21 protein-coding genes, 1 pseudogene and 1 riboswitch are annotated in these 21093 nt (G+C 70.7%); of the genes and pseudogenes, 13 read left to right on the forward strand and 9 right to left on the reverse strand.

All coding sequences use genetic code 11. The annotated features are described in order from the left end of the window. Nucleotides 1-154: 154 nt before the first annotated feature. The 3 genes from ACFXB5_RS07125 to otsB all read left to right on the forward strand — a co-directional run bounded on the left by ACFXB5_RS07125 (nucleotide 155) and on the right by otsB (nucleotide 2965). The gene (locus tag ACFXB5_RS07125) at nucleotides 155-1438 is read left to right on the forward strand and encodes an extracellular solute-binding protein (RefSeq protein WP_385203494.1); all 1284 of its coding nucleotides are present in this window, start codon (nucleotides 155-157) and stop codon (nucleotides 1436-1438) included. 194 nt (nucleotides 1439-1632) lie between these two features. Beyond that, entirely contained in the window at nucleotides 1633-1851 is a 219-nt protein-coding gene (locus tag ACFXB5_RS07130; RefSeq protein WP_121825225.1) for a DUF3263 domain-containing protein, read from the forward strand. 250 nt (nucleotides 1852-2101) lie between these two features. Further along, complete coding sequence (gene otsB, locus ACFXB5_RS07135; protein WP_385203497.1) at nucleotides 2102-2965, forward strand: trehalose-phosphatase; 864 nt, start codon at nucleotides 2102-2104, stop codon at nucleotides 2963-2965. A 156-nt stretch (nucleotides 2966-3121) separates the two neighbouring features. Here otsB and ACFXB5_RS07140 read toward each other — a convergent pair whose 3' ends face one another. Next, complete coding sequence (locus ACFXB5_RS07140; RefSeq protein WP_385203500.1) at nucleotides 3122-4600, reverse strand: trehalose-6-phosphate synthase; 1479 nt, start codon at nucleotides 4598-4600, stop codon at nucleotides 3122-3124. A 242-nt stretch (nucleotides 4601-4842) separates the two neighbouring features. Next, entirely contained in the window at nucleotides 4843-5790 is a 948-nt protein-coding gene (locus tag ACFXB5_RS07145; protein ID WP_385203503.1) for a glucosyl-3-phosphoglycerate synthase, read from the reverse strand. A gap of 205 nt (nucleotides 5791-5995) precedes the next feature. Beyond that, a riboswitch (SAM riboswitch) is annotated at nucleotides 5996-6137 on the forward strand. Between the two features lie 18 nt (nucleotides 6138-6155). Between ACFXB5_RS07145 and thrC the strand changes: the two genes are divergently transcribed. The 4 genes from thrC (at nucleotide 6156) to groL (ending at nucleotide 10377) form a co-directional block, all read left to right on the forward strand. Next, nucleotides 6156-7448, forward strand: a complete 1293-nt coding sequence (gene thrC / locus ACFXB5_RS07150; protein WP_385203505.1) for a threonine synthase — start codon at nucleotides 6156-6158, stop codon at nucleotides 7446-7448. Continuing rightward, nucleotides 7445-7723: a MoaD/ThiS family protein gene (locus ACFXB5_RS07155; RefSeq protein WP_037960442.1), complete on the forward strand. Its 279-nt coding sequence runs from the start codon at nucleotides 7445-7447 to the stop codon at nucleotides 7721-7723. The genes thrC and ACFXB5_RS07155 overlap by 4 nt, the downstream gene beginning before the upstream one ends. Nucleotides 7724-8131: 408 nt before the next feature. Next, nucleotides 8132-8338: a cold-shock protein gene (locus ACFXB5_RS07160; protein ID WP_009716982.1), complete on the forward strand. Its 207-nt coding sequence runs from the start codon at nucleotides 8132-8134 to the stop codon at nucleotides 8336-8338. Between the two features lie 413 nt (nucleotides 8339-8751). Further along, nucleotides 8752-10377, forward strand: a complete 1626-nt coding sequence (gene groL, locus ACFXB5_RS07165) for a chaperonin GroEL (RefSeq protein WP_020870491.1) — start codon at nucleotides 8752-8754, stop codon at nucleotides 10375-10377. Nucleotides 10378-10604: 227 nt separating this feature from the next. Here the strand turns inward: groL and murQ are convergent, their stop codons facing one another. Together murQ and ACFXB5_RS07175 are read right to left on the reverse strand one after the other, a co-directional pair. Next, a complete protein-coding gene (gene murQ / locus ACFXB5_RS07170; protein ID WP_385203510.1) occupies nucleotides 10605-11537 on the reverse strand; it encodes an N-acetylmuramic acid 6-phosphate etherase in 933 nt (310 codons plus the stop codon). Nucleotides 11538-11728: 191 nt separating this feature from the next. Next, on the reverse strand, nucleotides 11729-12712 hold the full coding sequence (locus tag ACFXB5_RS07175; RefSeq protein ID WP_385203512.1) for a MurR/RpiR family transcriptional regulator: 984 nt from the start codon (nucleotides 12710-12712) through the stop codon (nucleotides 11729-11731). Between the two features lie 325 nt (nucleotides 12713-13037). On the opposite strand from ACFXB5_RS07175, the gene ACFXB5_RS07180 reads away from it, so the two are divergent. Next, the gene (locus ACFXB5_RS07180; RefSeq protein ID WP_020870494.1) at nucleotides 13038-13394 is read left to right on the forward strand and encodes a hypothetical protein; all 357 of its coding nucleotides are present in this window, start codon (nucleotides 13038-13040) and stop codon (nucleotides 13392-13394) included. After that, a complete protein-coding gene (locus ACFXB5_RS07185) occupies nucleotides 13394-13666 on the forward strand; it encodes a DUF4031 domain-containing protein (RefSeq protein WP_256650257.1) in 273 nt (90 codons plus the stop codon). Before ACFXB5_RS07180 ends, ACFXB5_RS07185 begins: the two co-directional genes overlap by 1 nt. Before the next feature lie 16 nt (nucleotides 13667-13682). Here the strand turns inward: ACFXB5_RS07185 and ACFXB5_RS07190 are convergent, their stop codons facing one another. After that, nucleotides 13683-14927 carry a Cmx/CmrA family chloramphenicol efflux MFS transporter gene (locus tag ACFXB5_RS07190; protein ID WP_385203515.1) on the reverse strand — a complete coding sequence of 415 codons (1245 nt, stop codon included), beginning with the start codon at nucleotides 14925-14927 and terminating at the stop codon, nucleotides 13683-13685. 218 nt (nucleotides 14928-15145) lie between these two features. Here ACFXB5_RS07190 and ACFXB5_RS07195 point away from each other — a divergent pair, with 218 nt between their 5' ends. After that, nucleotides 15146-16702: a DUF222 domain-containing protein gene (locus ACFXB5_RS07195; protein ID WP_385203516.1), complete on the forward strand. Its 1557-nt coding sequence runs from the start codon at nucleotides 15146-15148 to the stop codon at nucleotides 16700-16702. Here ACFXB5_RS07195 and ACFXB5_RS07200 read toward each other — a convergent pair. After that, nucleotides 16696-17013 (reverse strand): hypothetical protein, encoded by a 318-nt coding sequence (locus ACFXB5_RS07200; protein WP_385203519.1) that lies wholly within the window; start codon nucleotides 17011-17013, stop codon nucleotides 16696-16698. The genes ACFXB5_RS07195 and ACFXB5_RS07200 overlap by 7 nt on opposite strands. Before the next feature lie 172 nt (nucleotides 17014-17185). On the opposite strand from ACFXB5_RS07200, the pseudogene ACFXB5_RS07205 reads away from it, so the two are divergent. Both ACFXB5_RS07205 and ACFXB5_RS07210 read left to right on the forward strand, forming a co-directional pair. Further along, nucleotides 17186-18015, forward strand: a pseudogene (locus ACFXB5_RS07205) (Scr1 family TA system antitoxin-like transcriptional regulator). Next, nucleotides 18012-18236 carry a DUF397 domain-containing protein gene (locus tag ACFXB5_RS07210; protein WP_385203521.1) on the forward strand — a complete coding sequence of 75 codons (225 nt, stop codon included), beginning with the start codon at nucleotides 18012-18014 and terminating at the stop codon, nucleotides 18234-18236. Before ACFXB5_RS07205 ends, ACFXB5_RS07210 begins: the two are co-directional and overlap by 4 nt. A gap of 12 nt (nucleotides 18237-18248) precedes the next feature. Here ACFXB5_RS07210 and ACFXB5_RS07215 read toward each other — a convergent pair whose 3' ends face one another. From ACFXB5_RS07215 to ACFXB5_RS07225, 3 genes are all read right to left on the reverse strand, one after another. Further along, the gene (locus ACFXB5_RS07215; RefSeq protein WP_385203524.1) at nucleotides 18249-18998 is read right to left on the reverse strand and encodes a caspase family protein; all 750 of its coding nucleotides are present in this window, start codon (nucleotides 18996-18998) and stop codon (nucleotides 18249-18251) included. 115 nt (nucleotides 18999-19113) lie between these two features. After that, on the reverse strand, nucleotides 19114-19344 hold the full coding sequence (locus ACFXB5_RS07220; RefSeq protein ID WP_385203527.1) for a hypothetical protein: 231 nt from the start codon (nucleotides 19342-19344) through the stop codon (nucleotides 19114-19116). Nucleotides 19345-19402: 58 nt separating this feature from the next. Next, the gene (locus tag ACFXB5_RS07225) at nucleotides 19403-20074 is read right to left on the reverse strand and encodes a hypothetical protein (RefSeq protein WP_385203530.1); all 672 of its coding nucleotides are present in this window, start codon (nucleotides 20072-20074) and stop codon (nucleotides 19403-19405) included. 150 nt (nucleotides 20075-20224) lie between these two features. Between ACFXB5_RS07225 and ACFXB5_RS07230 the strand changes: the two genes are divergently transcribed. After that, nucleotides 20225-20947, forward strand: coding sequence for a copper homeostasis protein CutC (locus ACFXB5_RS07230; protein ID WP_385203532.1), 723 nt, complete (start codon nucleotides 20225-20227; stop codon nucleotides 20945-20947). The last annotated feature ends 146 nt before the right edge of the window (nucleotides 20948-21093 follow it).

A 21093-nucleotide genomic window follows, 5' to 3' on the forward strand; every position in this document is an offset into this window, starting at 1 on the left:
CGCGTGTAGCGCCCCGCTCACCTGGGCAATTGGGCTCCGATACCGAAGCGATATGCCCATGGTGTAGACCTTGTGGAGGTTTGCAAGGCAGACTCGCTCGACCTCGGGGGAGGACTCTTGAGGATGAAGCAATCCATAGGGTGGGAAAACAGCAGTGCAGCGGCGACGGTTCTTGGGTCTGACAACGGCGGGTGTCGCGGCGGTGGCGACGGCACCAGGACTCACGGCCTGCGGCAGTGACAGCTCCGGGTCCGACGGTGATGTCACCCTGAAGGTGGTCGCGGCCGACTACGGCGACAGCACCGCCAACAGCTCCCAGAAGTACTGGAACAAGGTGGCCCGCGCCTTCGAGGCCAAGAACGGCGGCCTCAAGGTCGACGTCAAGGTCTACAGCTGGACCGAGGTGGACCGGCGGGTGGCCGAGATGGTCAAGGACGGTCAGGCCCCGGACATCGCACAGATCGGCGCGTACGCCGACTACGCCGCGCAGGGCAAGCTCTACCGCGCCGACGAGATGCTCTCCATCCCCACCCAGGCCGGTTTCATCACCTCGATCGCCCATGCGGGTGAGGTGCGGCGGGTGCAGTACGGGGTGCCGTTCGTGGCCAGCGCCCGGCTGCTCTTCTACAACAAGAAGCTCTTCGACCGGGCCGGGATATCCTCCGCCCCCACCAGCTGGGACGAGCTCAAGGAGGCGGCCACCCGGCTCAAGGCCAATGGGGTGAAGATCCCGTACGGGCTGCCGCTCGGCCCCGAGGAGTGCCAGGCCGAGACCATGATGTGGATGCTCAGCGGCGGTGGCGGCTACACCGACGGCAACGGCAGCTACACCATCGACTCCACCCAGAACATCGAAGCCTTCGAATGGCTGCGGGACGAACTCGTCGGCGCGGACCTCACCGGCCCCGGCTCCCCGGCCCGCACCAACCGGCAGGACACCTTCGACGCCTTCGCCCGCGGCGAGGTCGGCATGCTCAACGGCCACCCCACCCTGATGCAGCAGGCGTCCGGCCACGGCATCACGTACGGCACCGCGCCGCTGCCCGGCCGCAGGGGCAAGTCCCCGTCGACGATGGGCGTCGCCGACTGGCTGATGGCCTTCAAGCAGAACGGCCACCGTAAGGAGATCGGGAAGTTCCTCGACTTCGTCTACACCGAGGACAACGTGCTGGACTTCGTCACCGAGTACGACCTGCTGCCGGTGACCACCGCCGTCGAGCAGACGATGCTCGGCGACCGTGAGTACAAGCGGCTGTGGCGGTTCCTGGACGAACTGGAGAGCGCGGAGTTCTACCCGGCCGACAAGACCTCCTGGGCGGAGGTCAGCAAGCTGATCAAGCAGAAGATCGGCTCGACCGTGGCCAAGGGCGGCGACCCGGCGAGCGTGCTGGGCCAGATCCAGCGGGAGGCCGACGCCATGGAGAATGCGGGGGCATGACAGTGGACACGCCCGGCCCCGGCCCTTCCGACGACCCCGCCGACCAGGCCGGGGACCAGGATCAGGCCGAGGACCAGGGGCGGGAGCGGGATCAGGGGCGGGAGCGAGACCAGGGGCGGGACCAGGGGCGGGAGCGGGACCAAGGGCGGGATCAGAGGCGGGAGCGGGATCAGGATCCGGGCCCGGATGCCGGGCTGTCGGAGCGAGACCTGGCCGTGCTCGCCGTCGAGCGGCGCGGCTGGCCGGGCCCCGGCGCCAAGGAGCGGGCGATACGGGAGCGGTTGGGCCTCTCCCCGACCCGCTACTACCAGTTGCTGAACGCACTGCTGGACGACCCCAGGGCCCTGGAGCACGACCCGGTGACCGTCAACCGGCTGCGCCGGATCAGGGACGAGCGCCGCGAACGGCGCTGACGCGCATCGTCGGCGGGACGGCCGAGCCGTCGACCCGTGGGACGGTCGTGTGGCGTTCACCGATGCGGCGGTCGTGCGGTCGTGCGGTCGTGCGGCCGTGCGGCCGTGCGGTCGTGCACGGCGGGACACCCGCGGCGCGTTCACCGGGCGGGCGCCCGGGGCGTTCACCGGGCGGGCGCCCGCGGCGCGTTCACCCGGGGGACGCTCGGGCGAAGCCCGCCGTGCCGCCGGGCCCGGTAGGGTCACCGCCATGGGCAGCGCTATGGGAAGTCACCCCGTCCCCGTACCCACCACCTCCGCCGGCCGTGAGGGCCTCGCAGCCCTCCTCGAACGGCCCGGACGCGCCGTCGTCGGACTCGACTTCGACGGCACCCTCGCCGAGATCGTCCCCGACCCCGACCAGGCCCGCGCTCACCCCGGCGCCGTCCCCGCGCTCTCCCGGCTGGCCCCGGGGATCCGCTCCGTCGCGGTGATCACCGGACGCCCGGCCGAGATCGCCGTACGGTACGGCGGGTTCGCCGGGGCCGAGGGGCTGGACGGGCTCGTCGTCCTCGGCCTCTACGGCGCGGAACGCTGGGACGCGGGCAGCGGCGAGGTCCAGGCGCCCGAACCGCACCCCGGCGTCGCCGCCGTCCAGGCCGAACTCCCCGCCGTCCTCGAGGAGCACGGCGCCTCGCGCGGCACCTGGATCGAGGACAAGGGCCGCGCCGTCGCCGTCCACACCCGCCGCGCCGAGGACCCCCAGGCCACGTTCGAGCGGCTGCGCGCGCCGCTGCACGCCCTCGCCGAGCGTCATGGGCTGATCGTCGAGCCCGGCCGCTTCGTGCTGGAGCTGCGCCCGCCGGGCATGGACAAGGGCGTCGCGCTCACCGACTACGTACGGCGGACGGGCGCGGAAGCCGTGCTCTACGCGGGCGACGACCTGGGTGACCTGGCCGCGTTCGCGGCGGTGGAGCGGCTGCGGGAGGAGGGCGTGCCGGGGGTACTGGTGTGCAGCGGCAGCACGGAGGTGACCGAGCTCGCCAAGCGGGCCGACCTGGTGGTCGACGGCCCGGCGGGCGTGGTGGACCTGCTGTCGGCCCTGGCCGCGGCGGTCAGCGGCGAAGCCGCGTAGGGCGCGGCGGGACGGCGGCTGCTACCCGGACGGCGCCGGTCCGCAGCGCTGTACCCGGACGGCGCCGGTCCGCAGCGCTGTACCCGGACGGCGCCGGTCCGCAGCGCTGTACCCGGACAGCGCCGGTCCGCAGCGCTGTACCCGGACAGCGCCGGTCTACAGCGCCCGCAGCTGCGCCAGGAACCATGCCTGTGGCGGTAGCGCGGTCGCCGCGGCGGCGAGCCGCTTCGTGCGGTCCGCGCGCTCGCCGTCGCTCATGCGCAGGGCCTCGTGCAGCGCGCGGGCCGTGCCCTCCACGTCGTACGGGTTCACCACCAGCGCGTCCTCGCCCAGCTCGGCGTACGCGCCCGCCTCCCGCGACAGCACCAGCACGCAGCCCCGCTCGGAGACCACCGGGACCTCCTTGGCCACCAGGTTCATCCCGTCCCGGATGGGGTTGACCAGGGCCACGTCCGCCAGCCGGTAGGCCGCGAGGGACCGGGCGAAGTCGTCCTTCACATGCAGGGCGACCGGGGTCCAGCCCTCCGTGCCGTACTCCTCGTTGATCTCGCCCGCGATCCGCCGCACCCGCTCGGTGTAGTCGCGGTAGACCGCGAGGTCCTGGCGCGAGGGGTAGGCGAAGGCGACGTGCACCACGCGCTCGCGCCACTCGGGGCGGGTCTCCAGCAGCCGCCGGTAGGCCAGCAGCCCGCGCACGATGTTCTTGGACAGCTCGGTGCGGTCCACCCGGACGATCGACTTCCGGCCCGGCCCGATCTGCGCCCGCAGAGTGCTCAGCCGTTCGTCCACATCGGCCCGGCGCGACCGCTCCCGCAGGAAGTCCGCGTCGGCGCCCAGGCCGTGGACGCCCAGCCGGGTCTCCCGGCCCTCGAAGCGCACGGCCGTCGCCATGCCGTCACCGTGGCCGTCCTCGTTGCCGTCACCGTCCCGGACGATCTCCGCGCCCAGCACCGCCGCGCAGCAGTCGGCGAAGGTATTGGCCCAGCGCTCGGTGAGGAACGCGGCGCGGTCGCCGCCGAGGATGCCGCGCAGCACACCCGCCGCGACGTCGTCCGGCAGCAGCCGGTAGTAGTCCGGCGGGGCCCAGGGGGTGTGGGAGAAGTGACCGATCCGCAGATCGGGGCGGCGCTCGCGGAGCATCGCGGGCACCAGCGCCAGGTGATAGTCCTGCACCAGGACGACGGCCTCGTCCACCGCCTCCTGGGCGAGCGCGTCCGCGAAGGCCGCGTTATAGCTCTCGTAGGCCGCCCACTGCTCGGCGAACTCCGCGTCGAAGACCGGCTCGACCGGGGTCTGGTAGAGCAGATGGTGGACGAACCACAGCACCGAATTGGCGACGCCGTTGTACGCGGCGGCGAAGACGTCCGGCGCGATGTCGAGCATCCGCACCTGCTGGCCGGCGGTGTCACCGGGGTTCAGATGGCTGTCCCCGGCCCGCCGGGCCGCCTCGCGGTCGCCCTCCCCGAGCGCCGCGCACACCCACACCGCGTTCGCGTCCGGGCCGATCGCGCTGAGCCCGGAGACCAGCCCGCCACCGCCGCGCCGGGCGGTGAGCGAGCCGTCCTCGTCCAGGGTGTACGAGACCGGGCCGCGGTTGGACGCGACCAGGATCGGGGCGGTGCGCGGAACTGCCATGTCGCGAGCCTAGCCAGGCGCGGCCCCGCGCAAACGTACGTACGGTTTCTTGCCCCGTAGGTGCTATTCCGGTTCCGGCCACGTAAGCGCCAAGACACCAATCCCTCCGTGGAGCGCCGAGCCGTGGGCGCGGCGCCAAGGCGCTGTCCCTCCGCGAGCGCCGAGCCGAGGGCGCCAAGACGCAATCCCTCCGCGAGCGCCGAGCCGCTGAGCCGCTGACCCGCCGAGCCGCCGGCCCGGCGTCACGCCGCGCGCCGCGCCGTGTACTCCGGGATCTCGATCATCGGCGGCCGCTCCTCGGTGTCCACGGCCGTGGTGCGCGGCTCGAAGCCGTTCTCGCCCCGGTCGAACTGGGTCAGCCGCGGCCGCACCAGGTGGCCCCGGGCCAGCCGCAGCTGTGCGGTGCGGTAGATCGCGGCCGCCATCCGGCCGAGCGCCTGCCCGTCCTGGTGGCGGTGTTTGCGCACCCCGATGTCCACCTGGCCGAGCGCGTCGAGCCCCACTGTGTGCAGCGCGTCCACCAGCAGTCCCAGCTCGACGCCGTAGCCGACCGGGAAGGGCAGCCGCTCCAGCAGCGAGCGGCGCGCCGCATACTCCCCGCCCAGCGGCTGGACGAATCCGGCCAGCTGGGGCCAGTGCAGATTCAGCAGCGGGCGGGCGACCAGCTCGGTGACCCGGCCGCCCTGGCCCGCCACCTCGCCGAGCGGGCGGTCGTACATGCCCTTGACCAGCTCCAGCGTGGGGTCGGTCAGCAGCGGACCGACGATTCCCGAGACAAAGCGCGGTTCGAATTCCCGCAGGTCGGCGTCGATGAAGCAGACGATGTCGCCGCTCGTGGCGAGCAGAGACCGCCACAGCACCTCGCCCTTGCCGGGCAGCGCGGGCAGCCGGGGCAGCAGCGAGTCGCGGGGGACCACGGTGGCGCCCGCCGCCGCGGCGACCTCGGCGGTGCGGTCCGTGGAACCGGAGTCCAGCACCACCAGCTCGTCCACCAGCGGCACCGCCTCGCCCATCAGCTCACGCCGGATCGTGTCGGCGATCTCGCCGACCGTGGCCTCCTCGTTCAGGGCGGGCAGGACCACGCTCACCGTCGTCGCCGCGGCCCGCTTCGCGGCCAGCAGGCGATCCAGCGGACGGTCGTCGGCAGACCAGGAGCGGCGCTTCAGCCACCGCTCCACCTCATCCAGCACCTGTGTGTCTCCCCTGTTGTGATCGGGCCTGTTGTGATCGCTGTGATCCATCTCGCGCATCGGACGGCTAGCTCAACCATCCGGGCCTTCGGTTACAGTCTTGAACAACGCACGTGGCCGTCGTATGTCGGGGTCGACCTCGATGTTTACCGACGTACCGATGACGCTCGTGTCAACAAACGCCCGGGTCCGCCCGGTGCCATACCGCTCATCCAGAGGGGCAGAGGGAACGGCCCGTTGAAGCCCCGGCAACCCTCCAGCTGATCTCGCATTCCGCAGCGAGGCTCCCAGCTCGGGAAGGTGCCAATTCCGTCTCGTGGCGAAATGCGTCGCGAGGAAGATGAGGAGAAAGGGCCTCGCCATCCATGGCTGTGCAGTCAGTAGAAAGCTCAACCACTCCCTCCGCCTCCGGTGCCTTCGGCCCCGCCATCGCATTGTCCTGCCGGGAGTGCGGTGAGCGGTTCGAGCTGGGTCCGATCTTCGCGTGTGAGGCCTGTTTCGGGCCCCTCGAGGTCGCGTACGAGCTTCCGGCCGGCGACCCGGAGGGGCTCCGTCGGCGGATCGAGGCCGGTCCGAACAGCATCTGGCGCTACGCCCCGCTGTTGCCCGTCCCGGCGGACGTGGCGGATCTGCCGAGCCTGAACCCCGGCTTCACCCAGCTGGTCAAGGCCGACAACCTCGCCCGTGAGCTCGGCGTCACCGGTGAGCTGCACATCAAGGACGACTCCGGGAACCCGACCCACTCCTTCAAGGACCGGGTCGTCGCCATCGCCGTCCAGGCCGCCCGCACCTTCGGCTTCACCACCCTCTCCTGCTCCTCCACCGGTAACCTCGCCGGCGCGGTGGGCGCCGCGGCCGCCCGCGCGGGCTTCCGCTCCTGCGTCTTCATCCCGCACGACCTGGAGGCGGGCAAGGTCGTCATGGCCGCCGTCTACGGCGGTGAGCTGGTCGGCATCGAGGGCACCTACGACGACGTCAACCGCTTCTGCAGCGAGCTGATCGGCGACCCGGCGGGCGAGGGCTGGGGCTTCGTCAACGTCAATCTGCGGCCGTACTACGGCGAGGGCTCCAAGACCCTGGCGTACGAGATCTGCGAGCAGCTCGGCTGGCGGCTGCCGGACCAGATCGTCGTCCCGATCGCCTCGGGCTCCCAGCTCACCAAGATCGACAAGGGGCTGAAGGAGCTGATCGCGATCGGTCTGGTCGAGGACAGGCCCTACAAGATCTTCGGCGCCCAGGCCGAGGGCTGCTCCCCGGTCTCCGCCGCCTTCAAGGCCGGCCACGACGTCGTCCGGCCGCAGAAGCCGCGGACCATCGCCAAGTCGCTGGCGATCGGCAACCCCGCGGACGGCCCGTACGTCCTGGACATCGCCCGCCGTACGGGCGGCGCGGTGGAGGACGTGAACGACGAGCAGATCGTCGACGCCATCAAGCTGCTGGCCCGCACCGAGGGGATCTTCGCGGAGACAGCGGGCGGCGTGACCGTCGGCGTGACCAAGAAGCTGATCGAGGACGGTCTGCTCGACCCGTCCCTGACGACCGTCGTGCTCAACACCGGCGACGGCCTCAAGACCCTCGACGCGGTTGCCCCCACCACGGGTCCCTCTGCCATCATCCGCCCCACCCTTGACTCGTTCCGAGAGGCTGGCCTCGCATGAGCGTCAACGTCCGAATCCCGACCATCCTCCGCACCTACACCGGCGGCCAGGCCGAGGTCCCGGCCGAGGGCGCGACCCTCGCCGAGGTCCTGGCGGACCTGGAGAAGAACCACGCGGGCATCTCGGCCCGCGTCCTGGACGACACCGGCAAGCTCCGCCGCTTCGTCAACGTCTACGTCAACGACGACGACGTTCGCTTCGCCGACGGCCTGGCCACGGCGACCCCGGACGGCGCCGGGATCTCGATCATCCCGGCGGTCGCGGGCGGCTGCTGACCCCGCGTCCCCCTTCTCACCTTTGACATCGCCCCGTCCGGGGATAACCGGACGGGGCGATTCCGTGTGTGGAATCGCGATACAGTTGCCCGGATTCCCCGACGGTTCCGGGGTCGGAGCCACATATGAGAACTCGTCAAGTTGTGCGTAAAGTGTGAGCGCGAATTGTCGGGTTGGTTCCCTATGTCCCGCCCGGCTTACCCGAACTTCACATAATTTCTCACTTTTAACCGTTCGGCCGTGCCCAGAATTCTCGTCCGATTGACCTGTTGCAGAGGGCGTTGGGACGGATACATTCAGCGGCGGTCGACGCGTTCCGGCGCACACCCCCCACATCCGGGGGGTGAGGTCTGACCCGGGTCCGCGGAGTGCGGTCCTGCGCAAGGGCCAGCAATAGGGGAGTTAGGAATGGCTCAGGGCACCGTCAAGTGGTTCAACGCGGAGAAGGGGTACGGCTTCATCGCGGTCGACGGTGGTGCGGACGTGTTCGTCCACTACAGCGCGATCCAGATGGACGGGTACCGCACCCTCGAGGAAGGCCAGCGGGTCGAGTTCGAGATCTCGCAGGGTCAGAAGGGCCCGCAGGCCGACATGGTCCGCGTGGCCGTAGGCTGACGCGCCGACGCGACGCAGCTGAAACGAAGAAGTCCGAAGGGTCCGTGTCCCGAACAGGATACGGGCCCTTCGGCATGCCCGGACCCTCCCCCCCCCGTCCTCCGGACCACCTTCGGGCGCTTGCGCCCACCCGTCGCCCGGCCGCCACCCCTTGAGGACCACCTTCGGGCGCTTGCGCCCACCCGTCGCCCGACCATCTCCCCTCAAGGACGCCCTTCGGGCGCTTGCACTCGAATGGCCCGAGTGCTAATCATTGGCGTTAGCACTCTGACGTTGAGAGTGACAGAAGGACCGGGTCGGTGAGGCCCGCCATGGCCATGCGGGGCAAGGAACCGTGAGGCAGGCAGGCCGTCCGTCGCGGGCGCCAGCGCGGTCCGGAGCAATCCACCCCGTCTCTGGGAGGACCACTTCACATGGCCAAGATCATCGCGTTCGACGAGGAGGCGCGGCGCGGCCTCGAGCGCGGGATGAACCAGCTCGCCGACGCCGTCAAGGTCACCCTCGGCCCCAAGGGCCGTAACGTCGTCCTCGAGAAGAAGTGGGGCGCCCCCACGATCACCAACGATGGTGTATCCATCGCCAAGGAGATCGAGCTCGAGGACGCGTACGAGAAGATCGGCGCCGAGCTGGTCAAGGAGGTCGCGAAGAAGACGGACGACGTCGCCGGTGACGGCACGACGACCGCGACCGTCCTGGCCCAGGCGCTGGTCAAGGAGGGCCTCCGCAACGTCGCCGCGGGTGCCAACCCGATGGCGCTCAAGCGCGGTATCGAGAAGGCCGTCGAGGCCGTCTCCGCCCAGCTGCTCGAGCAGGCCAAGGACGTGGAGACCAAGGAGCAGATCGCCTCCACCGCCTCCATCTCCGCCGCCGACACCCAGATCGGTGAGCTCATCGCCGAGGCGATGGACAAGGTCGGCAAGGAAGGTGTCATCACCGTCGAGGAGTCGCAGACCTTCGGGCTCGAGCTCGAGCTCACCGAGGGCATGCGCTTCGACAAGGGCTACATCTCCCCGTACTTCGCGACGGACATGGAGCGTATGGAGGCGTCGCTCGACGACCCGTACATCCTGATCGTCAACTCCAAGATCAGCAGCGTGAAGGACCTCCTCCCGCTGCTCGAGAAGGTCATGCAGTCGGGCAAGCCGCTGCTGATCATCGCCGAGGACGTCGAGGGCGAGGCCCTGGCGACCCTGGTCGTCAACAAGATCCGTGGCACCTTCAAGTCCGTCGCCGTCAAGGCCCCGGGCTTCGGTGACCGCCGTAAGGCCATGCTCGGTGACATCGCCATCCTTACCGGTGGCACCGTCATCTCCGAGGAGGTCGGCCTCAAGCTGGAGAACGCCGGTCTCGACCTGCTCGGCCGTGCCCGCAAGATCACGGTCACCAAGGACGAGACCACGATCGTGGACGGTGCCGGCGACACCGAGCAGGTGCAGGGCCGCGTCAACCAGATCCGCGCCGAGATCGAGTCCTCGGACTCGGACTACGACCGCGAGAAGCTCCAGGAGCGCCTGGCGAAGCTGGCCGGCGGCGTGGCCGTCATCAAGGCCGGTGCCGCCACCGAGGTCGAGCTCAAGGAGCGCAAGCACCGCATCGAGGACGCGGTGCGCAACGCCAAGGCCGCCGTCGAGGAGGGCATCGTCGCCGGTGGTGGCGTGGCCCTGCTCCAGACCGTCTCGGTCTTCGAGAAGCTGGAGCTCGAGGGCGACGAGGCCACCGGTGCCCAGGCTGTGCGCCTGGCCCTGGAGGCCCCGCTGAAGCAGATCGCGGTCAACGCCGGTCTCGAGGGCGGCGTCGTGGTCGAGAAGGTGCGCAACCTGACCCCGGGTCACGGCCTCAACGCCGCGACCGGTGAGTACGTGGACCTGATCGCCGAGGGCATCATCGACCCGGCCAAGGTCACGCGCTCCGCGCTGCAGAACGCCGCGTCGATCGCCGCGCTGTTCCTCACCACCGAGGCCGTCATCGCTGACAAGCCGGAGAAGGCCGCCCCGGCGGGCGCTCCGGGCGGTATGCCGGGCGGTGACATGGACTTCTGATCGATTCGGCGCGTTCGTTCGCCGGTCGGTCGTACCGTCCAACGTCGGGGCGGCACCCTCTCCCAGGGGTGCCGCCCCGACGGCGTATCCGGGCCCGTGCGGATGCGGGCTGGTGCGGATGTGGGCCCGTGCGGATGCGGGCTGGTGCGGATGCGGGCCCGTACGGATACGGGGCCCGTGCGTATCCGGGCCCAGTCCCGGGCTCACCCGTGGCCGCCTCCAGGGCGTCACCCCGTGGCCGCCTCCAGGGCGGCGCGCAGATGGCCGTGCGCCTCGGCGAGGAGCTTCTCGGCGGTCGGGGCGTCCACCCCGCCCAGGATGGTGAGGATCGCGTTCTTCACCTCGCCGTCCGTGGCCGCCAGCGCGCTCTCGATCCGCTCGTCGGAGGCGCCGGTCGCCAGGAAGACGATCCTCCGCGAACGGGCGCGCAGCTTGTCGTTGGAGGCGCGCACATCGACCATCAGATTCCCGAAGGTCTTGCCCAGCCGGATCATGGTGATGGTCGAGATCATGTTGAGCACCAGCTTCTGGGCCGTGCCCGCCTTCAGCCGGGTCGAGCCGGTGAGCAGCTCCGGCCCCACGATGATCTCGATGCCGTGGTCGGCCGCGGCGGCGAGCACCGACCCGGCGTTGCAGGACAGCCCGACGGTGAGCGCGCCGCGCCGCCGGCCGTGCTCGACCGCGCCCACGGCGTACGGGGTGCGGCCGGAGGCCGAGACGCCGACCACGGTGTCGTCGGGGCCGATGCCGAGCCGGTCGAGGTCCCGGGCGGCCAGCTCCGCGCTGTCCTCCGCACCCTCGACCGAGGTCACCACGGCGTCCGGGCCGCCCGCGATCACTCCGACGACCTGCTCGGGCCGGGTGTTGAAGGTGGGCGGGCACTCGCTCGCGTCGAGCACCCCGAGCCGTCCGGCGGTGCCCGCGCCCGTATAGAGGAGGCGGCCGCCACGGGACATCCGTACGGCGATGGCGTCGATGGCGGCGGCGATACGGGGGAGCTGACCGGCGACGGCGGCGGGGACGGCGGCGTCCTCCGCGTTCATGATCCGGGCGATCTCGAGGGTTTCGAGCCGGTCGATCTCGGCGAGTTCGGGGCGGAACGCCTCGGTGGTCAGGGTGTCGAGCTGGGCGCGGAGCCGTGCGGAGTCGGCGGTAGTCATGGCGAAGCGGCTCTTTCCGGTACGTCAGCGTGAGGGTGGGGGTGACGGTGACTTGGAAGGGCGGTCACCGGGCGGAACAGTGACCGGTATCGGGGGTGGAAGCGCGAGGGCGGGACCGGCGGGGCCAGCGGGACCGGCGGGCGGGACCGGCGGGGCTCAGCGGTGCCCGCGGTGCCCGGGACCGGCGGGGCTCAGCGGTGCCCGGGACGCGGATCGTGGCGGTGCGCGAGCGCCTCGTACGACGCGGAGAGCGCGGGCGCCGCCGATTCGTAGGTCCGCTGGGCGACCCCTATGAACAGGCAGTCCACCACCAGCAGCTGGCTGGTCCGGCTGGACATGGCCGCCGGGCGCAGCTCGCTCTCGCGGGCGGTGGAGGTGGTGAGCACCAGGTCCGCGTACTGCGCGACCTCGCCGTTCGGCCGTCCGGTGATCGCGACGGTGGTCGCCCCGTGCTCGAAGGCCACCCGCAGCGGCTCGATGACGTCCGTCGTACGCCCGGAGTGGGTGATCGCGATGGCGACGTCACCGGAATGCAGCTGGACCGCGTTGGTGACCGCGAGGTGCGGATCGGCGTGGGCGTGGGCTATCAGCCCGATGCGCAGCAGCTTCTGGACCAGGTCCTGGCCGACCAGGCTGGACGCCCCGACCCCGTACACATCGATCCGGCGGGCGGCGGCCAGCGCCGAGACGGCCGCCTCGACCTGGCTGGTGTCCAGCCCGGCGGCGGTGTCGGCGAGACACTGCTGCTCCTCCCGCGCCAGCTTGGTGACCACGTCGGCGATCGGATCGTCGACCGCGATGTCCGCCGTGACGGCCGGGGCCCGGCCGGCGGCCTGCTGTGCGGCGAGCGCGGCGAGCGCGAGGCGCAGATCCCGGTATCCGGGGTAGCCGAGCAGCCGGGAGGTGCGGACGACGGTGGCCTCACTGGTGCCGGTCCGCTCGGCGAGCCCGGTGACGGTGAGCGCCGCGCAACCGGCCGGATCGCCCGCCACGGCTTCGGCGACGCGGTGCATGGAGCGGGTCATGGAGGGAGCTAACGTGCGGACCTTGGCGGCGAGGGCGGCCGGGGCGGGTGGGGCGGGCGGTGTGGGCGGTGTGGAAGGCGTGGGGTCGGGCTGCGGTGTGGAGTCGGGCTGTGGAGGAGGCATGAAAGTTTCCTTCAGGTCGCTACTCACCAGCGAAAACTATTTCCGGCCACGGTGCCCGTCAACCCTCCGGACGACGACGCGGCGAGTCGGCGAGCAGGCGCGGGGCGGACGGGGCGGACGGGGCGGACGGGGTGGACGGGGCAGCCGGGGCGGCCGGGAACCGTGGAGGAAGCGAACAGGCGCGGGGCGAGCCGAGGCGAGCCGGAGCGGACCGTGACCGTGGACGAAACGAACAGGCGCGGGGCAGCCCTTACGGACCAGTACGGACCAGTACGGACCGGGCCCGCAGACGAAGCGAACAGCGGACGAAGCGAACAGGCGCCAGGAGGAAGCAAAGGTGACAATGGGACCCATGAAGCTCGAACAGGCACTGCACGCGGCCCGCGCTCTCGTCCTGGCCGACCTCGCGGCGGGGGAGGTCGCCCGCGCCGACATCGTCTCGCTGGTCGAAGACGCGATCGCGCACCGGCGGTGGTGGGTCGAGCAGTGGCCGGAAGGCGTCGCGTACGTGGCCGGTCTGGTCGCCCAGGACGTCCAGGACGCCCTGCTGGAACGATACGGCCGCTGGCCGCTGTGCCCCGTCTGCACCCAGGGCGGCGACCTCCACGCCCTCGACGTGGAGCCCGAGTTGGGCCCCGACCCGCACTGGGTCTGTGGCAAGACGGCGGTCGCGGTGGCGCCCGTGGGATCGCTGGGCACCACCCTCTGATGGCCGTTCTGATCGACCCGCCCTCGTGGCCGGGCCACGGCCGCCTGTGGTCCCACCTCGTCAGCGATGTCTCGTACGCCGAACTCCACGCCTTCGCCGCCCGCATCGGCGCCCCGCGCCGAGGCTTCGACCGCGACCACTACGACGTGCCGAGCGAGCTGTACGCGAAGGCGGTACGGGCGGGCGCGGAGGAGGTCGGCAGCAAGGAACTCCTCCGCCGCCTCAAGGCGGCGGGCCTCCGCCGCCCCAAGCGGGCCGCGAACGCGGACTGACCGGGGCGGGGTCTGTTCAGCGCGCCGGGCGCGAAGGGTCGGGGGCCGCGCCGTACGCCGCTTCCGTACCCGCCGGGGAGGCCGACGTGGCGATGACGCGCGAGGCGGCCGTCGTGCGGTGCACGCGCATCGCGGCGACCGTCGTCGCCGCGCCCGTACCGGCGAGGGCCGCGCCCGTCCAGGCCACGGCCGGGTAGCCCCAGCCCGCGTCGATGACGAGGCCGCCGAGCCACGGGCCCACCGTGTTGCCGATGTTGAAGGCGGAGGTGTTCGTCGCGCCCGCGAGCGTGGGCGCGGCGTTGGCGAGGTTGAACATCCGGGCGTTGAGCGCGGGCGCGGTGAAGAAGGCGGTGAAGCCGAGCATCAGCGCCAGGCTCACGGCCGCGACCGCGCTGTGCGCGGTGAGCGCCAGCGCGCTCAGCACGACCGTCGAGGCGACGATGCCCCAGAACATCGTGCCGAACAGATGCGCGTCCGCGATCCGCCCGCCGATCACCGTACCCAGCAGCGCGCCGACCCCGAACAGCGCGAGCACGGTCGGCACCCAGCCCTCGTCCAGCCCCGCCACATCCGTCAGCAGCGGCCCGAGGTAGGAGAACAGGCAGAAGACCGCGCCACCGCTCAGCGCGGTGGCGGCCAGTGCCAGCCACACCTGCCGGTCGCGGTAGATGCGCAACTCGGTCCGCAGCCGCGGCTGGTCGTCCCCGGTCGGCACCTCCGTACGCGGTACGAGCGCGACGACCCCGACCAGCCCGAGCACCGACAGCCCGGCCACCGCCCAGAAGGCGGCCCGCCATCCCGCGTGCTGCCCGAGGAACGCCCCGGCCGGGACCCCGGCGATGTTCGCGATGCTCAGCCCGCCGACCATCACCGCCATCGCCTTGGCCCGCGCGTTCACCGGCACCAGCGACACGGCCACCGCGGCGCCCACGGCCCAGAACCCGGCACACGCGAGCGCGCTCACCACCCGGGACGCGAAGAGCACCCCGTACGACGGCGCCACCGCCCCCGCGATCTGCCCGAGCCCGAACACCGCCAGCAGCGCCATCAGCGTGGTCCGCCGCGGCAACCGCAACGTGGCCGCCGCCAGCGCCGGCGCCCCGACCACCATCCCGATCGCGAACGCCGATATCAGCAGACCGGCCGTGGGGATCGACACCCCCATGTCCCGCGCGACGGGTTGCAGCAGCCCGGACAGCATGAACTCGGAGGTACCGAGTGCGAACACGGACAGCCCGAGGACGTAGACCGCCAGGGGCATGCGGGAGCGAGCGGAATCCGCTGGGGAGGAGGAGGGCATGCCATGCTCAACCTCGTGGAACGACGTCGGCATTCCTGCGCGGAACACCGGGATGTGCGTTTCTCGAACGTTCACTCGATGGTGTGGACTGACGGTTGTGGCCTGGTGTCGTCACGCTGAGTGAGGAAGGATGGAGATGTGAACCCGCTGGGGGAGGCGGGTTGAGGAGATCACGGGGGGTGATCGACGTGACGGAGGAGACAACCAGCGAACTGAACGGCCCGGGCGCACCGGATGAATGGGCCGCCTATCTGGCAACAGCGGCCCCGGGACCGGAGACCGCGTCTGTACTGCCGGTCCTGGACGCGGAGAAGCTGTCCCGCACCGGCCGGATCGACGCACTGAAAGCTCTGGAGCGTCATACGGGGTGGATTCAGGCGCACCAGGCCCAGATCCTGGCCGCGTTGGAAGCGGACGCCGAGGCGGAGCTTCCGGCGGCCGTACGGGATCGCGACGCGGAGGCCGCCTGGAACTTCACCTGCGAGGAAGTGGCCTGTGCGCTGAAGCTGTCAGGCACGACGGCCGCAAAGCGTCTGGAGGTCGCCCGCGAGCTCGACCGGCACTACCCCACCACGCTGGGGATGCTGGAGCGCGGAGAGATCTGCTACATGCAGGCAGCAGCCGTCACCGAGGCATGCGCAGTCCTGGACCCGGAGGTGGCGGGGCAGGTCGAGGCCGCCTTGGTGGAGAAGATGCCAGGCATGGCCACCGGCCAGACCCGCCGCGCTCTGGCCCGCGAGATCCTACGAGCCGATCCGCACGGCGCCGAGCAGCGCCACCAGGCCCGTAAGCGCGAGCGGCAGATGGTCCACTATCCGAAGGACGACGGTATGGCGCTCTGGGGCGCCACCCTCCCGGCCGAGCAGGCCGCGGCCATGAACGCCGCTGTGGACGCCCACGCCGCCACCCTGCCCGACGAGGGCCGCACCCTGGAGCAGAAGCGGGTCGACGCCCTGGTTGACCTGGTGCTCAACCGCACCGACCCGGGTGCGGCGACTTCAGGTGTGCGGGCTTCAGGCGAACCGGCCCTGGGCGAGCCAACCCCGAGCAGGCCGGCCCCGGACAGGTCGGGCCCGGGTGGCTCGATCACAGGTGGCCCGACCACAGGTGGCCCGACCACAAGTGGGACGACCACAAGTGGGACGACCACAAGTGGGCCGACCACAGGTGGCCCGACCACAGGTGGCCCGACCACAAGCGGGCCGATCACAAGTGGGCCGACCGCAGGTGGCCGCTCAGCGGCGGTCGTCCAGGTCACCGTTCCCTTGGACGTCCTGATCGGCGACAGCGACGACCCGGCCCAGCTCAAGGGCTACGGCCCGATCACCGCAGGGCAGGCCCGAAGGGTCGCCTTCGCCAAGGGCACGGTCTGGCACCGCCTGATCATCGAGCCGAAGACCGGGATGCTGATCAAGACCGACCCCACCACCTACAAACCCACCGCCGAAACCGAGCGGCATGTCATCGCCCGCGACGCCTACTGCACCTTCCCGACCTGCCGCATGCCCGCCCACCGTTGCGACCTGGACCATATCGAGCCGTTCAACCACCACGACCGGGCGGAGGGCGGCCAGACGGTCCCGGAGAACCTCGGGGCGCTGTGCAGACGCCACCACCGCATGAAGACCCACCACCCCGGCTGGTCGGTGAAGCGCGACTCCCGAGCCGGCACCACCACCTGGACCGCCCCCACCGGTCACATGTACACCAACCGGCCCCATGACTACCGTCACTGATCGGTTCGGTTCCGCTCGTCGGTGCCCTGTTCGCCATGGACAAGGAGCCGTCCACCCCTGCTCTCGGCGACGCGCAACACGTCAGTCAACGCCTCGGCCAGCCGCCGGGCCAGAAAGCGGAGTTCACCGCCGCTCGCCTTGTCCTCGTCGAGCATGGCCCGAGCATGGGCGAGTAGTTGGGCGCCCATGGCGAGTTGGAGCGCCTCGACCTCGTCTGCCTTCCGGCTCAATCGGCTGTTGCCGTTGTCCGTCGCCAGATAGCAGGGCTTTCCCTCCGGGCTGGACCATGGCAAGAGGCGTAGACCGTTCATGTCATCAGCTCCGCTCAGCTGTTTCTGGCGGCGCCGAGATGGGCACCGCACGTAGTCAATTGGTTACGCAGATAACGCGGATGCCAATAGAATGAGACGCCTTGAACGGCAGCTTGCAAGTCGGTGACCTGCAGCGATGCTGGCCCTGATCACATAGCGAGAGGTCACAGCATTGGACGAGACCACCCCACCCGCTCACTTGAACCCGCTCCAGCGCTTCGGCCGTGACGTCAAACAGGTCCGTCTCGCTCGCAAGCTCACGCAGAAGCGCCTGGGCCAGGCGGCCGGCTACTCGGAGGCGTACGTCAGCAGGGTGGAGGCCGGGAAGCTCTGCCCAGACCCAGCGATAAGTTCGCGAAAGGCTGCGACACCGCGTTCGGCACGGGCCACCTGTTCGCGGACATGCTCCGGAGAATTGACGAGGGCGACCATCCCTCGTGGTTCACCCCGTATCTCAACCTGGAACGCAAGGCGTCACGGGTGCTGGACTACTCGGCGAACCTCGTGATCGGCATCCTTCAGACGAAGGACTACGCGCGGGCCATCTTCCGGTCATCCCATCCGCGGGAAGAAGCCGAGGTGATCGAGGGCAAGGTCGCAGCGCGTCTGAGTCGGCGCGAGGTTTTCGAGCTGGAGACTCCGCCGCTCCTCTGGGTGATCTTGCACGAAGCGTGCCTGCGAACGGTGGTTGGCGGCGCCGACGTCATGACCGGGCAGCTTGAGTACTTGTTGACGGCAGCCGAGTCACCACACGTCAAGCTTCAGGTCATGCCGTTCTCGGCAGGCGCTCCCGCCGCACACGCGAAGCCCTTCACCTTGTTGCGCTTCACGGATGCTCCCACGGCGCTCTACACCGAGACCCGGGTAGGAGGGAGGATGCACGACTCCGCACAGACGGTCGCCTCGGCCCTGGATGACTATGATCTGCTCAGGGCGCATGCGCTGTCCCCGGATCGATCACTGAGCCTGATCAGGACCGTGTCGAAGGAGTACCGCGAATGAGCGCCGACTTGGATCTCACGGCTGCCCAATGGGCCAGGTCTTCCTACAGCGACGGCAGTGGCGGCCAGTGCGTCGAGTTCTCCCGCACCTTCGCCCAGACCCACGGCGTCATCCCGGTCCGCGACTCCAAGAACCCCCACGACCCGGGGCTGATCGTCTCGGCAGCAGGCTGGTCGTCGTTCATATTGAGCCTCATACGTGGCGAGTTTCGCGCAGCCTGATCCCCCGCGCCCTCACCCGAACCAGTCCTCCGCCTCGTGAGACATGCCCAGCCGTGTCGCGGTTTGGGCAGCCTCGCGGAAGGAGACGCGGTTCCTCATGGCGACGGAGGCGAGGGCGGGGAGAGAGATGCGCCTGGCGGGGTTCGTGCGGTCCGGGGGTGGGTCGGCTGTCGTGATGGTGTCCGGGCTAAGGGTTGCGTGGAGCTCATCCTCCATGGCGATGTCGGCCGCGAGGTCTTCCGGAATTGGCTCCACGCCGAGACCGAGCCGGGACAGACCATCGGTGATCTGCGCCGTCGTAAGACCGGTCAGTTGGGTGGGGTGTACAGGTGGTCCTGGGGGATCGGGAGGGCTGAGCGCGCTCCCGCGAGAGTGTGAGTTCTCAAGGAGCTGATGTCGAGTCTCGTTGAGCTCCTTGCCCCAGTCGAGGGGGACGCAGCTGGAGGCGAAGGGGTGGACGTGGAAGCTGGCGTCCTCGGGGATCAGATGGTCGATGCCCTCGTAGTGCTGGCCGTGCCCGCTGAGCAGGATCCACAGCGTGTCGTCCCGCTTGGCCTCCCGTAGGAAGCGGCTGACCTGGTCCTTGACGAAGTTGAGCGTGATGCCGCGCCGGTGCTCCGCGACCTCTGCCGAGTGGAAGCCCCGTTCGGTGAGGGTCGCAGACAGCCGTGCGAGGTCGTCGCGGACGAACGGGAGCGAGCGGATGCCCGGCTCGTCGTAGTCGCTCGCGCCGATGAGCAGCGCCTTGTGTCGTGTGGTCATGGTGCGCCGCGCGGCCTCAGGGGCGCTTGAAGGTGAGGGTGAGCCCTCGATTGCTCTGTATCTGGCCGGTGCCTATGAGCTGGACGCCGCCGCTCGCGGTGACCTGGAAGGACAGTTAGGCCTCCGCGAGCGGGAGGGGGCCGCCGCGGGCGGCGACGTCGGCGAAGACTTGGTGGAGGGCGTCGACGGTCGCGGCGAGGTTCTTGCGCAGTGGGCCGAGCGGGACCATGCGCAGTTCGGGGTTGCCTCCGCCGAGAATGCCCATCGAGTCGTCGTCGCTGTCCTCGGTCACCTCGACCCAGAAGGGGAGTGCCTGGTCATCGAGGTGTACTGCGTTGTCGTCCATGCTGCCCCCCTGGCGTGCGCGGATGGTCCGTCAACTTTAGAGCCGCGAACGGCACATGTTACGCACCGAGCAGCTCCAGCTCAGTGGCCATGTTGTGGCGGGCGGCGGCCTCCCAGCGGTCGTGGCCGATGGGCGTGCGGAAGAGGCGGGGCAGGCCCAGCAGGTGGCGGAGGACGTTCGCGCGGCCCTCGCGGAAGGCGTCGTCGGGGACGAATCCGTACTCCTCGCGGACCGCGGCCGCGTAGGTGCCGTAGTCCTCGGGGGAGCCCGCCAGGACGGCGAGGTCGGCGTCGCAGAGGACTTCGCCGTTGGTGTCGCCGTCGGCGGGGTCGTGGTCGCGGGTGAGGAGGACGAGGCGGACGGTTTCGGCCACGCGGGGGTCCGGGACGCCGGCTTCCGGGAGGGCGCGTTCGGCGAGGCGGGCGCTGCGTTCCTCGTTGGTGGAGCGGTCGGGGAGGTAGACGGCGTCGTGGAACCAGGCGGCGAGGCGGATCGCGGCGGGGTCGGGGGCCTGGACGTGGGGGAGCAGTTCGTCCACCCGGTCCAGGACCGCGAGCAGATGATCGGTGGTGTGGTAGCGGCGCTGGGGTTCGGCCCAGCGGGTCAGGAGGTCTTCGCCGTAGGGAACGGGAGACGGGTTCGTGGCGTCGCGGGCGCTGGTGAGGAGGTCCGTCCAGCGGGTGAGCAGCGCGTCATGGGCTGGATGGCGGGTGGGTGCGGGTGCGGGCATGAGCCAATTGTGGGGTAGCGGTTTGCAGCGCGTCATGGGCCGGATGACGGGCGGGTGCGGGTGCGGGCATGGGCATGGGCATGGGCATGGGCATGGGCCAATTGTGGGGTAGCGGTTTGCCCTCTTGTGCGGTGTGGCAAGCTGTCCTGCATGTCTAGACCATTGCTCGAGGTGATCGCCCTGACTCCTGCGGACGCGATCGCCGCACAGGCCGGAGGGGCGGACCGCCTCGAACTGGTCACCGACATGGCCGCCGACGGGCTCACCCCATCCCGTGAGACCTTCGCCGCCGTTCGTTCGGCCGTCGATCTGCCGGTGCGGGTGATGCTCCGCGCGTCGGACGGCTTCGCGACCGGAAACGCGTTCGACGCGCTGTGCGAGACCGCCGCCGCGCTGCACTCGGAGGGGGCGGACGAGTTCGTCCTGGGCTTCCTGACCGACGACGGCGGGGTCGACCTGGCCGCCGTGACCGCGCTGACCGAGGTCGTGGGCGCGGGCGGCGGCGTGGACGGGAGCCGCTGGACCTTCCATCGGGCCATCGACCGCGCCGCCGATCGCGACGGCCTGCGCAAGCGGCTCGCCGACATCCCCGGCCTCGACACGTATCTCACCGCCGGGTCGGCGCGCGGCGTGGACGACGGTCTGCCGACCCTGGTCGCCGAGGCCGAGCGGGCCGGTACCCCGGGCTACGAAGCGCGCATCATGGCGGGCGGCGGGCTGCGCCTCGACCACCTGCCCGCCCTGCGGGCCGCCGGGATCAACGCCTTCCACATTGGCGGCGCGGCCCGCCCGGACGGCTGGTCGGGCCCGGTGGCCGCCGCCGCGGTCGGTCAGTGGCGTACGGCCCTGGACGCGCCCGTTCCGGTCGCCTGAGAGCGGGCCGCGCGGTGCTGAGGGCGGGCTGCGCGGTGCTGAGGCGGGCCGCGCGGTGCTGAGGGCGTGCCGCGCGGCGGCTGTGCCGACAAGCTCCTGCTGGGCTGGGTGCTGGGCCCGCACACCGAGCCCAGAAAACGGGGTTC

This window comes from Streptomyces sp. NPDC059455 (assembly GCF_042750115.1).
Lineage (GTDB): Bacteria > Actinomycetota > Actinomycetes > Streptomycetales > Streptomycetaceae > Streptomyces > Streptomyces endocoffeicus.